10 protein-coding genes are annotated in these 13,249 nt (G+C 38.1%); 5 read left to right on the top strand and 5 right to left on the bottom strand.

The window, feature by feature from the left end:
- Nucleotides 1-231 precede the first annotated feature (231 nt).
- Nucleotides 232-801 carry a superoxide dismutase family protein gene (locus BC008_RS32765; protein WP_027844268.1) on the top strand — a complete coding sequence of 190 codons (570 nt, stop codon included), beginning with the start codon at nt 232-234 and terminating at the stop codon, nt 799-801.
- A gap of 103 nt (nt 802-904) precedes the next feature.
- Here the strand turns inward: BC008_RS32765 and BC008_RS49860 are convergent, their stop codons facing one another.
- Nucleotides 905-1,072 (bottom strand): hypothetical protein, encoded by a 168-nt coding sequence (locus tag BC008_RS49860; RefSeq protein WP_161938194.1) that lies wholly within the window; start codon nt 1,070-1,072, stop codon nt 905-907.
- A gap of 501 nt (nt 1,073-1,573) precedes the next feature.
- Entirely contained in the window at nt 1,574-3,238 is a 1,665-nt protein-coding gene (locus tag BC008_RS32770; RefSeq protein WP_027844269.1) for a response regulator, read from the bottom strand.
- Nucleotides 3,239-4,210: 972 nt separating this feature from the next.
- Between BC008_RS32770 and msrA the strand changes: the two genes are divergently transcribed.
- Nucleotides 4,211-4,684: a peptide-methionine (S)-S-oxide reductase MsrA gene (msrA, locus tag BC008_RS32775; RefSeq protein ID WP_027844270.1), complete on the top strand. Its 474-nt coding sequence runs from the start codon at nt 4,211-4,213 to the stop codon at nt 4,682-4,684.
- Between the two features lie 114 nt (nt 4,685-4,798).
- Here msrA and BC008_RS32780 read toward each other — a convergent pair whose 3' ends face one another.
- Entirely contained in the window at nt 4,799-5,563 is a 765-nt protein-coding gene (locus BC008_RS32780; RefSeq protein ID WP_058184234.1) for a M50 family metallopeptidase, read from the bottom strand.
- 305 nt (nt 5,564-5,868) lie between these two features.
- Between BC008_RS32780 and BC008_RS32785 the strand changes: the two genes are divergently transcribed.
- Nucleotides 5,869-6,732 carry a DUF72 domain-containing protein gene (locus BC008_RS32785; RefSeq protein ID WP_027846965.1) on the top strand — a complete coding sequence of 288 codons (864 nt, stop codon included), beginning with the start codon at nt 5,869-5,871 and terminating at the stop codon, nt 6,730-6,732.
- A 126-nt stretch (nt 6,733-6,858) separates the two neighbouring features.
- On the opposite strand, the gene BC008_RS52260 is transcribed toward BC008_RS32785, so the two are convergent.
- Nucleotides 6,859-9,648 carry an expansin EXLX1 family cellulose-binding protein gene (locus BC008_RS52260; protein WP_082650688.1) on the bottom strand — a complete coding sequence of 930 codons (2,790 nt, stop codon included), beginning with the start codon at nt 9,646-9,648 and terminating at the stop codon, nt 6,859-6,861.
- 775 nt (nt 9,649-10,423) lie between these two features.
- On the bottom strand, nt 10,424-11,077 hold the full coding sequence (locus tag BC008_RS32795) for an HD domain-containing protein (RefSeq protein ID WP_027843269.1): 654 nt from the start codon (nt 11,075-11,077) through the stop codon (nt 10,424-10,426).
- Between the two features lie 176 nt (nt 11,078-11,253).
- Here BC008_RS32795 and BC008_RS32800 point away from each other — a divergent pair, with 176 nt between their 5' ends.
- Together BC008_RS32800 and psb35 are read left to right on the top strand one after the other, a co-directional pair.
- Nucleotides 11,254-12,708: a BamA/TamA family outer membrane protein gene (locus tag BC008_RS32800; protein ID WP_058184237.1), complete on the top strand. Its 1,455-nt coding sequence runs from the start codon at nt 11,254-11,256 to the stop codon at nt 12,706-12,708.
- A gap of 84 nt (nt 12,709-12,792) precedes the next feature.
- A complete protein-coding gene (gene psb35, locus BC008_RS32805) occupies nt 12,793-13,011 on the top strand; it encodes a photosystem II assembly protein Psb35 (RefSeq protein WP_027843268.1) in 219 nt (72 codons plus the stop codon).
- Nucleotides 13,012-13,249: the final 238 nt, after the last annotated feature.

Consider the following 13,249-nt stretch of genomic DNA (forward strand, 5'->3'; position numbering starts at 1 on the left):
CTAAATTCCGATTTGCGGAGAAGAGATTGAAAAGTTTATTTTATCAGTGAATGCATAAAAGCTAGGTACAGGAAATTTCGGGTCAGTGAGGTTGGAGCAGCTAGAAATCAGCTTTAAGGCATTATCTACTGCTATTAGCATAGCGTGACGGTAGGTCATATCCTATCTTATTGCTCCCAAATCCTGCTATATATATTACCTACCTTAAAAAATGATTTTAAGTTGTCAGAAATGAAGACTTCTTGGACTAAATTAATTATTTGCTTATTTTGTATTTCTTTTGCAGCTGGTTGTGAGACTGGAACAGAAACAAAAAATCCTGAAAAAGTAGAAACAACTAAGACATCTAATAAGATTGTATTTGCAAACCTTGAACCAACCGAAGACAGTAAGGTTAGCGGTTATGTTAATTTCAAACCTGATAGTAACGGCGTGCTGATCGCCGCTCAAGTAGCAGGTTTATCTCCAGGTAAACATGGCTTCCACATTCACGAAAAAGGTGATTGTAGTGCACCCGATGGTAAATCTGCAGGTGGTCATTTCGCACCAAACGGTAATCCCCACGGTGCGCCAGATAATCCAGCAGATAAACGACATGTTGGCGATTTGGGTAATATAACCGCTGATAACTCAGGAAATGCTAAATATAACCGCGTTGACAAAGTAGTAAAACTCAGTGGTGAGAACTCAATTGTTGGTAAAGCAGTTATAGTTCATCAACAGGAAGATGATTTCAAATCCCAGCCTACGGGTAAAGCAGGTAAACGTCTTGCTTGCGGTGTAATTGAGATACAGACTTGAGATTTGATATTTTAAAATATGCCGATTAATGCCGATTACGGGTTATTCAGTAGATATTGCTGGGTGATCGGTAATTGGTAATTGGTAATTGGTAATTGGGTATTTAAGATCTTTCCACACTCCCCACTCTTGCCACACTCCTCACACTTCCCACACTTCCCACTCTTCCCACACTTCCCACACTTCCCACACTCCCCACTCTTCCCACACTTCCCACACTCCTCACACTTCCCACACTCCCCACACTCCCCACACTCCCCACTCTTCCCACACTTCCCACACTCCCTTATCACTCAATCACCTTCTCCGGAATAGAAGTATTCCCATATGGCGCTGTCGCGTCACGCAATACCTAGAGCTTTTACGGCGCAAACCGCGTCCAACCCGGTACGCTTACGCGCTTGCGCTAACGCCAATCCCCAGCCGCCAATCTCCTATAAGAAATCCTTAACAAAAATCATCTAGAATCGCACTCAAAATATTGAAAATAGTTTATAATAAAAACCCCCGACAAAATTGCCGGGGAAAAGAGAATTCATTACTTGCACAAGAACGCATGGATATATATAGGATATTTAGTTGGTGACTAAAATAGTTGCCAAAATGCCAAAAATCGAAAATCCATTTCGAATTACTCCTGCATCTTATCCATATACAAACGGAAATCCCTGTAGAGACGACCAGAATCTAAGCCAATACCGCAAGCTCTGGAATGTCTCTACATTCTTATTTCGAATTTACTACATTTCCTTAAGAAAAGATGAAGGTATCTTTACAAAAAGTTACTTAAATGTCGATGGATAAACTGAACGCAAATTGAGCCTTCACCCACACCAGAAGCAACTCGCTTGATGGAACCATGACGCACATCCCCCACAGCAAATACTCCGGGAATATTAGTTTCCAGTAAGTACGGATCGCGTTCGAGTTTCCAATTTTTGGGACAACGTCCGTTAGGCATTAGATCGGGACCAGTTAAAATAAACCCGCGTTCATCTCTTTTAACTACATCCTGAAGCCATTCAGTGCTGGGTTGAGCGCCAATGAATATAAATAAAGAATTCGCATTAACTGTTTGCTGTTCTTGAGTCAAACTATTCAGAATAGTAATCGCTTCTAAACTATTTTCACCTTTGACCTCTACAACGCTACTTTTTACTTGAACTTCAATATTAGGGGTACTTTCAATTTGATCGATCAAATATTGCGACATACTTTTAGTTAAAGACTCGCCCCGTACTAACATAATTACTTTACGAGCATATTTGGAAAAATACATCGCTGCTTGTCCGGCTGAATTTGCTCCACCAACAACATAAACATCCTCACCTTTACAAGATAAAGCTTCAGTCTGAGCAGCACCGTAATAAATACCAGCCCCAGTTAAACGGTCAATTCCTGGAACATTCAAACGTCGCCATGCTACACCCAAAGCTAGAATCACAGCATGGGAGCTTATCTCACTACCATCAGCTAATTTAATAATGCGATATTGGTCTTGAATAGAAATACCTTTTGCTTCTTGGGGTGTAAGAACCTCTACGCCAAAACGTCGTGCTTGAGTTAAAGCGCGTCTTGCTAAATCAGCACCACTCAAACCTACAGGGAACCCAAGGTAATTTTCAATTCGGGAACTAGTTCCTGCTTGTCCTCCTGGTGCTTCCCTCTCAATCATTACCGTTCGTAGACCTTCGGATGCTCCATATACTGCAGCAGCTAAACCAGCAGGACCTCCACCAATAATAATCAAATCATAAAATGGTTTTTCAGCTTGGGTTTGTAAGCCAATTTTTTCCGCAATTTGAATATTTCTTGGTTGTTGTAAAGAAGAACCATCAGGGAAAAGTACCAAAGGTAGTTTGAGTTCTTCACATTCAGCATACTTCACTAACTTTTGGGCTTCTTCGGAGACTTCAATATTCAACCATTCGTAGGGTACTTGATTTCGTGCTAAAAAATCCTTCGCCTTGTGAGAATCAGGAGACCAACGATTACCAATAACCCGAACACCTTCAAATGGAGGGATAAATCCTGCTAACCAATCATCCAGTAGATCATTAAGTACTGGATATAATCTTTCCTCAGGAGGATCCCAAGGTTTCATTAAATAGTAATCAATGCGGGTTTTGTTAATCGCACGGATTGCAGCGTCAGTATCAGCATAAGCAGTAAGTAAAGCCCGTTTCGCGTCGGGATACATTTCTACCGCATTTTCTAAAAACTCTACTCCTGACATTTGTGGCATTCTTTGATCGGCTAATAATAATGCCACAGTTTCATTACGCAGTTTGACTTTGGAAAGTGCATCTAAAGCATTTGCACCCGAGTCAGCACGGACAATTCGAAAGCGATCGCCATATTTTTGGCGCAAGTCTCGCGCGATAGCTTGTAAAACTACTGGGTCATCATCAACTGTTAAAATGACTGGCTTCGCCATGATTAATATACCTTTTGCGATCGCGATTCATTATCTTTGTGCAGCATCTCCTTAAATAGGAACAACGACAACACAGAAACGCTATACCAAAACTCTATTTACAGATTGTCTCACCTAACGTAGAACAGATGAGCAAATAGAAAATTTATCCTACATAATTGTTACTTTGAATTGCAATTAATTGAGTATTTTAACTTATTGACAAATAAAGATCATATTAATTATTCACTATTAAGAAAAAATAAGCAAAACTTAAAAGTTTTGTGTATCAACTTACCTGACACAGTTTCATGAATTATTTCAAAATCTTGCAAAATTAACAAATTTTTAGCAAGAAGTTTTATATATTTTGGTTAATATTAAACTTTACTATATAGAACTCAATATATTTAAGTAATTAAATATTAATTTTAATCAATGTTTCATTATCGGACGAAATAAAAATCATTGGATGTTCCGATGCAAAATAAAACTCGACTAGGATACGTTCTTGATACTGATTTTACTGGTACCCAACTCACTCTATAAAGTTGGTACTGGTGAAAAAATAATAAAGAAATTTTCAAATTAAATAAGTATTCATATTAATTGAAAAGATAAGGCAAGAATTTGCCCAGTTACCACTATTTGAATATCTCCAACCTAAAAGTATAGATACAAAGTAAAAATTGGCTTTTGCTCTCTGTCTATCTCCTTTAATTATGGGTTTTGCAGAAGTATGTAAATATGTTTTCGGTAAGAACCAACCAATAACATAATCCAGGAATTAATTAATTAATAAACATACATACATATGAAGAACAAAAACACTGGAAGTGGCTTATAGAAGATATTCAGAAATTAGGATTTGATAAATCTCCTACCTTTACTGACTTATCAGTTAGCAATTACCAGTCAGCAATTAGCAATTAGCAACTACGAATGGTTCAAGCTCCAAGATATGATATTTATTGAGTCCTAAATAATACAACCATGGAAAAAGCAACTTTTGGAGCAGGATGTTTTTGGGGAGTAGAAGCAGCTTTTCAGAAAATAAAAGGTGTTATTTCCACCTCTGTGGGATATATGGGCGGACATTTTGAAAACCCTTCTTATCTAGATGTGGTTTCCAGGATTACAGGACATGCAGAAGTTGCACAACTAGAGTACGACCCCAATATAGTTACTTATGATGAATTGTTAAAAATATTTTGGAATATTCATGACCCTACAAGTTTAAATCGGCAAGGTCCAGATCGAGGAGAACAATACAGGTCAGTAATTTTCTATCACATTCCCAAGCAAGCAACAATCGCAAGACAGTCAAAACAGAAAATGCAATTATCTGGGAAATATGAGCGACCAATTGTCACCGAAATTAAACCCAAAGGAGCTTATTGGTTAGCATCAGAAGAGCATCAACAGTACTTGGAAAAGAAAGCTAATTTAGAAGCAAATCAAAAGTAGTAAATATGTGAAATCAAATATGGAACATCATAATTTTGAAGATTTGTGTGTTATGAATTCCACACATAACACACTCAAAAAATCGAACTAACTTATATCAAGTGACCTTAATAGCTACTGAAAATAATTAGAGAAATAAGCAATACGAATACTTTGAACTAGGATTTCTACACACAAAAGAGTTATCATTATTCCCCAAAACCAATAGGGTAACCATAGATATCTTTCAATTTTTCCCACATCAGAAGATGGTCGCATATCAAATAAATACCAAATATTAAGAAAATTAATCATACTAAGTTGAATACCTAAAAATTGAATCATTAACTTCTGAACTTCTGGAGGTGTTCTAAATGCGATCACAAGTATGATTATTCCCCAAAAAATCATCGTCATAAATCCATATCCAAGCCATTCCCGAACCCAAACAATGGTTATGACTAATGAAAATATTCCCAGAATAATCAAAATATTATTAGTTATATTAGGATTGCGAGAAGCTAATATCAATAGACCACCAGCTAAAGCACTTCCCAGAAAACCTGCACTTGAAACTATTGCTCTACGAAATCTACCGAAAGATTGATAGTAACTCCGTGTAACACCACCACCGTTAAGAAATAGTTGTATTTTTACAGGTCTTCCGCCTAACATTAGTATTGCGATGGCATGTCCTACTTCATGGAAGAAAACACCTAAAATAAAATAAGGTCTAACAATACTTCTTCCTAATCTAAACTGCCATAATGCTAGGCTTACGACAGCAATCATAGATAACAATAAAAGTTCTTGGCGATCGGCAGAACTGAGGGTATCAATTTTTAACCATTGAACAATATCATTCCATGAATAATCTACAAATGATTTTCCTATAATCATCGTGTTGCTTAGATATTATGCTTTATATTAGATGTGATTTAGCGTGCAAATGAACCCATGTCAAGAGAAATGTTTGATAACTTGGGGCTAAATTTGGAGTAACGAGTTGGTAATTGGTAATTGGTATACGCCCGCACTGCTAACGCAGTGTTAGCAAGGCGTGACGCGTAAGCGTCATATGGTAATTGGTAATTGATGAAGAGTTAGCTTTTCCATAAACTACCCCGATTAAATCCTAGTTAACGCACATATCTGTCCATGGAAAGCTACGATAAATAAAGAATTATTGACAGGGGCATCGGATTGTGGATTTTTTTATTGGCTGTGCTGTGTGGGCTTACAAAGATTGGGTTGGTACACTCTATCCCCAAGGTACTCGTGCTGCTGATTTTCTCAAGATTTACAGTCGTCGCTTTAGCAGCGTTGAAGGTAATACTACCTTTTATGCCGTTCCCAAACAGGATACCGTAACTCGTTGGGTGCAACAAACTCCCCCAGAGTTTGAATTTTGTCTCAAATTACCCAGAGATATCACCCACAATAATTTACTTTCGCCTAAAATTCCCGATGCACTTAACTTTGTTAATAGAGTAAAACCATTAGCAGATGGAAAGCGTCTCGGACCAGTGTTTGCTCAGTTACCACCAAGTTATCCACCAACTGCGATCGACGATTTGAGAACTTTTATCGAAGCTTGGCAGCAAACTGGAGTTGAGTTAGCAATAGAAGTTCGCAATCAAAACTGGTTTGTAGAGCCCCACACTACAGAATTAACAACCTTACTAGAAAAATTTGGCGTGGGTAGAGTTTTATTGGATACCCGCCCAATTTATAATTGCGAAGATAATCCACAGTTGCATTCCGAACGTAAAAAACCCCAACTTCCGGTCGACTTCAGCGTGACCGCACCTTTCAGCCTGATTCGATTTATTTCCCACCCTAATTTACCAGAAAATCAATCTTATATGGAGGAATGGGCAATCTATATTAAAAAATGGTTAGAGGAAGAAAAACGCATATATTTATTTATTCATTGTCCTCAAGAAGAATATTCTCCCAGAAATGCCCGTCATTTTCACGAAATTTTAGGAAAGACCGGAATTCAAATACCGCCCTTACCAAGTTGGAACGATCAAGACACATCTCCGAAACAATTAAGTTTGTGGTGAAATTGACTGCACCAAAAGTAAAAGGTGGAAGATAGACATTTTTCTACATCTATCCACCACCAATATTTAAATGACTAATGACTTATGTTTGAAAGCTTCAAAGGTCAACCCAAGAGTTAAAACTAACTAGACCATGGGTGTTGGGAATGGGTCTGTAGGGAACTGGACCTGACCAACAACATCCTGTCCACCGACAGCAGGCTCAAATGTGTCCATGATGCTTTGTCCTAATGTGTTAGTTATTCGGAAGGTATGTTCTCCCACACCAACACCATCGCTATCAACAAAAAAGTTATAAGGTTTGCGCTCAAGCTCAGACCAGTTACCGTTAGCTTCTTGCATTTCTACTTTAGAAATCGGAGCATTAGAATCACGAATTTGTATTGCAGTCCAATACTCGTTTGTACTTCCTTCCTTAGAATGGTATGTAATTGGGTCTGTACTTTGAGGATTTACCAAATGCCAACTTATGGGAATACGACCATCAATTGGGTTACCAATCAACTCAAACGCTTCAGGACTTAGATCCAGGTCACCAGGCTTACATTCAGGACATTCATCCACAATTTTGACAACGATTGGGTCGGCTCCTTCAGCTTGCTTAGGTCCAGATACCTCTACATAAGCACCACAAGCTTCCGAATTATCGTATTGTTCATGGTTCATTGCAGCAACCATTAATGGTTCCCCTGGTTTTACAGGATCAAAGCTACAATGTCCTCCTCCAGTTGCACCATAAAAAGTTCCATCACCTTCATATTCGGTACCGGCTTGGATTTTTGAATCTGTAACACCCGTAATTGGGTCAACTCCACCACCAGTACCGCCACCTACTGGGTCAGTTGGATTATCAGTACCACCACCTACTGGGTCTGTTGGGTTGTCAGTACCGCCACCTACTGGGTCAGTTGGGTTGTCAGTACCGCCACCTACTGGGTCAGTTGGGTTGTCAGTTCCACCACCTACTGGGTCAGTTGGGTTGTCAGTTCCACCACCTACTGGGTCAGTTGGGTTGTCAGTTCCACCACCTACTGGGTCAGTTGGGTTACCGCCAGTTGCTACTCCATTGAGTTCCACATTACCCAATTCCAACTGCATATTATCAGAATTGCTGCCATTGAAACCAAACTCAATTGATTGACCTGGTGCGATCATGCCATTCCAGTCGGCATTTTTTATTACGTATTTGTTTCCTTCGTGGCTTTCAATATTACCATTCCAAAGATTTTTGATTTCGAAGGGAGCTTTAAATTCTAACTCCCAACCATTCATAGGTTTATCGCTGTTGTTTGTAAGCTTAATATTTCCTGTGAAGCCATCATTCCATTCGTTGGCTACAGAAAATTTGACATCTCCACCTATTGGATCGGTTGGGTTCCCACCACCATCGGGGTTCCCACCACCATCAGGATTTCCACCACCATCGGGGTTCCCACCCCCATCGGGATTTCCACCCCCATCGGGATTTCCACCCCCATCGGGATTTCCACCACCACCGACTGGATCGGTTGGATTACTAGTTCCATCAAGGTTGACACCAGGAATTTTGGTTAATGCTTCTCCACCAAACTCCTTAGTCATCCTTGCAAGAGCACCAGTCAAACCTGCATTGTAGTCTAAGGCGACTTCATTAGCTACATAGTCAGTACGCTCATCTTTGTAAGCATTATCATCTGCTGAAGAAGGACCACCAACTAGTGCTCCGTATAAGGTGTATTTGTTGGGATCGGGATTACCAATATTAGTTGTACCAGATGCTGCTCGATGATGGGGATTCTGGGGAGAATTCTTACCAAAACCCACCATGTAGCTGGAATCTCTAGGATTATCTCCTAAAATATAATTAACTTGACTTTCAGCAAAGTCGGTATATTTTCCACTTTTATCGTTTACTGTGTCCCCATATACACCTGCCAAAAAGGCTGTATTTGCTGCATAGCGTAGGGAACCCCATTGGTCTAACCAGGCTAAACCACCTTCAGTTTTTTTGATCCCACCGTTAGAATCTGACCAATTGTCTAACCAGGCTTCTACATCTTGTTTATATTTAGTTTTACCCGTTTCTTGGGCTAGCAGAATACCGGTACCATAAGCTTTGTCATCCCAGTTTTGCGTCCAACCGCTATTTATACCGTTATAATAACTTTCTGCTTTATCTAAGTATTTACTGTCACTATCACCAGCAGCTTTAACAGCTTTGTGTAACCAAGCTGCTCCCCAAGCAAGTTCATCTTTGTAACCGCTCCAAGAATTATAGAAAGCACTAGCATCTTGGATTGAATTAGTGTAAGCACCTTGATATTTATCAGCAAACTCATAAAGCTGCTTAGCTTTATCTAAGAGTTTGTCAGCATAAGCATCATCAGTACCACGAAAAGCTATAGATGCAGAAGCTAACGCTGCAGCACTTTCTCCTGTTAAATCTGAACCGGGATTTTGCGCATCCACTTTAAATGCTGGACGAGCCATTGTCATGTCCTCGGGTGCTCCCCAGTAACCATGATCGGCTTGACCACTACCTACTTGACCCCAAAAAACATCATCTTTTGTGGTTGCAGTTCCTTTATCGTCGTAGGCTTTGAGAAGATAATCTGTTCCCCATTTGATGTTATCGAGGGTTTCATCGAGTTGACCAACTTTTTTGTAACCATCACGATACTCATTGACACCCCAACTGAGCATGGTCATTGAAGCAGCCATGGGAAACCCAAATTTCACATGATCTCCCGCATCGTAATATCCCCCCGTTAGATCGCGACCCACATCTGCTCCGTCTTTGAGAGCAGAATCATCACGCCAAGGAATAGGATTATCATTAGGTAGATCGCCGGAACGCTGGGCTACATAGAATAAATTAGACTTTTGTAGAGCTTCGCCATAGTTGAATTTAGGTTTGGTCTGAGTTTTATTCATCATTTAGTTTCCAATTATCTGGTTTTCAATTCTCAAAGTTTCAAACAAAATTGCTCGGAGCTTGTAATTTAGTGGCTATAACTGAGTTTGGTACTCTGAAAGTCGTGATGAAGCGTATCGTTGTACATAAACACTAAAAACAGCGACATTGACTGGGAACGTAGGGTTTCAGTCACACAAAAGCATGAATAAAGAAGTTCTACAGAGACATTTCAAATTAACGTCTCTACAATGGAGCAAGAATGATAGTGGAAAAGTTTATATGTAGCTAAACCTACCCTTAACAACTGGTTAGTAGTAAGTGAAAATCATTAGATCTTCTAGATAAGTAATAGGTATGAGATGCTAGATTTTTCTCAAACCTTAAGAAAAGGGATTAGTGTCAGCGAACTCTAATCCCAAATAAAACAAGAGCTTGCATAAACCCTAGACAAATAAGAATTACGTCAATGGTACGGATGAAAAGTGACAAAAATGGGTGCCAAAAGTGATAAAAAGGTGACAATTAATTTGAAGTGGGTAATCGAATATTACATTTGGCTGTAAGACTTATTTGTAAAAAGTAATTCTTATGACTGAATAATAATACCAGTTATTTTCTTGAATAAGATATCATTTCAATATTTTTATTATCCTGAGATTGCTTCGGTGAAAGAGTTATACATAAAACTCACCAATCAAAGAATTAAGTATCATTAACTACTTAATATTTGTATTTGAATTGATGAGTAAAATAAGTAACAGCACAAACCAATGTGCTCATGTGACTAGAAATTTCCTAAATAGAAAAATTTATCGTGTCAGTCCTCAATTCTGCAGTTAAATTACTACGCGCAGATTGTTCTAGCTTTTCAAACATTGCATCCGTATAGTAAATACGTTTCCGTTGCAAAAATTGTTCCAAAAATCTTCGTCTACCGTTCTGATAATCCCGATCTGAAACCCAAGCATATTCCTGACGAACATTTTTCGCGTATGTAAGGTATTGTTGAACCGGAGAACCTAAAATAGCTAAATCTGCATCTAACAAAATTTGACTGTCAATATCATTTATATCGGCTTGGTGAAGTTTTGTGCTTAAGATGAGGCTATTTACATTAGCAATGGTATTTGAATCAATTTCTAATGACTTCATTAAATTAGTAGCATACATTGCACTTTTTTCTTCATTATCTTGAGCTTTAGAATCGTAAACAACATCATGAAACCACGCTGCAAGCTCGACAGAGGTTAATTGATTAGTTAAATTTTCCAAAATTTTAATTGTTTCTAGAACGTGAAAAATATGCTGCAAATCATGATAGTAACGCCCTGTTTGAGAATATTCTTTGGCTATTAAAGCAAAAGTATTTTCAGTTATTTTTGTGGATTTAATTTCAAGTTGTAAAAGTAAACTACACCATTTACTAAATAAATCTTCTAAGGCTGGCATAATCTATAATTTTTCTGTTTTCGGATATATTTTACAAATCTTTCTTTGGATACTGAAATAAATAAAAATGAAGTTAAAATCACTATATTTTATAGTTATAAATTCTATACTAACGACAAACTAGTGATGATAAGTGATAATAGAAAAATAAGAAAACAATAATTTACAAATAAAAAATGAAAAATTATATAGATAACAGTTTACAAATGCGATTTAAAATTATTCTCGTTTTTATTTTTGGTTTTTTGTTATGTGAATCCATAACGAACAAAGCAAAAGGTAATGAAGTAAATATACCTCAAGAATACTTTGAAAGACTTGAAGAAGATTCCAAAATAATTAAAAATATTCAAATTAAATTTGTAAATACAGATGGTTTAACAAAGGATAAAAAAGGTCAACCAATAACAGGGCGTACTCAAAAAGATTTTATTATTGATAATCTAATATTAAAGACTGGCGATCGCTTCAGTGAAAAGCTATTAAAAACAGATTTAAGGCGTCTGCGTAAGTTCGAGTCGTTCGATCAAGTTAAAGTTTCCCTTCAAGAAGACGAGACAGGAGTAAAGATTACTTTCTTTCTTAAAGAAAGCAGTACTCCTTCTTGGATGTTTGGGGGTGGAAATAGTGGAGATATTGGAATTTACGGTCAAATTGGTTATCGAGATGTAAATATCAATGGTCTTAATGATAAACTGAAAACCGAGTTACAAGTCAGTGGAAAAGATATTCAATTTAACGGCGAATTTACCAAGCGTTACAGTTTAGGAAAACCAAACCATTTGGGTTACAGAATAGCAGCTTTTCGTCAGCGAAACTTTTCCGAGACTTTTAGCGATGATATTAGACTGCAGGATGGTAGTACAGCACGGGAAGGAAGATTTGGCGCTTCAGTAGCTTTATTACGTTCTTTCAATGATTGGGATGGGGCTTTAGGTTTGAACTACAGCAGAATCAGCTTGCGTAATAGTGATTATCAGGTTGCGCGGGTTGATAGTACCAATAGTCCCCTATCTGTGAGCGGTACGGGAATTGATGATTTAGTTACTTTATCTTTGCAAGTAACACAAGATAAACGCGATCGCCGGGATTATCCCACCCAAGGGTCTATATTATCTTTGAGTACCGAACAAGCAATTCCCATTGGCTTGGGTAAAATCAAAAGTAACCGTTTGCGGGCGAATTATATCCGTTATTTACCGATAAAATTTATTGGCAGTCGTGGTTCTAGTAAAAACACTGAAATGTTAGCAGTAAACTTGCAGACTGGTACCATTATCGGTACGTTTTCCCCTGCTGATTCCTTTAATCTTGGTGGTCTTAACTCTGTCAGGGGTTATGACAATGGAAAAGTTGCAAGTGCTCGCAGTTATGGTCTAGCTTCAGTTGAATATCGTTTTCCAATTTTCAGATCTGTTGGAGGAGTTGTATTTACAGACTTTGCTACCGATTTTGGTTCCAGTGGAAGTGTTTTAGGGGAACCGGGAGTTAAACGGGGTAAACCTGGAAGTGGTTTTGGTTATGGTGTTGGTTTGCGCGTACTATCTCCTTTTGGACTGCTGAGGGGAGATTTAGGGATCAATGATGAAGGGGATATGAGATTTGAGGTGACTACAGGTCAAAGGTTTTGATTTTAGGAGGTGCTCTCAGTAAATGGTAGGCTATTTTTATAGCATTATTAAGTACTGTTAAGTTTTTCGAGGAGAAAATCTCAAATGCATTTACTAATGGAAGTCGCAACAAATACTGGACATAACTTCCCCCTTGCTTTTACTGCTGTATATGTAGTTGGTTTTATTGCTGCTGTAGGTATTGGGTCAATTGCTTGGTACAATTCCAAACGTCCTGCAGGTTGGGAAAGTAAAGACCGTCCAGACTTTGTACCTAAAGTTGAAACAGATGATAAAAGCAGCGTCAGCGAACCAAAATCTTAAATTCTAAGATATGAAGTTTTGAGATCCTAAGCTTTAAGATCTGAACTTTAAGACCAAGTTTTAAGACCAAGTTTTAAAACCAAATTTTGAGAAAAAGTTTTGATTGGGAACAAATTTTGTGTTTTGTCACTATAAGTTTGTCGCTATAAGATTGTGCTTATTAGAACAAAACTCATCTCAAAACATCCAATGATTCCTTTATTTGCCAAGTTCTTGTTGCTGCTTTGTTGTAAATACA

The organism is Mastigocoleus testarum BC008 (assembly GCF_001456025.1).
Taxonomy (GTDB): domain Bacteria; phylum Cyanobacteriota; class Cyanobacteriia; order Cyanobacteriales; family Nostocaceae; genus Mastigocoleus; species Mastigocoleus testarum.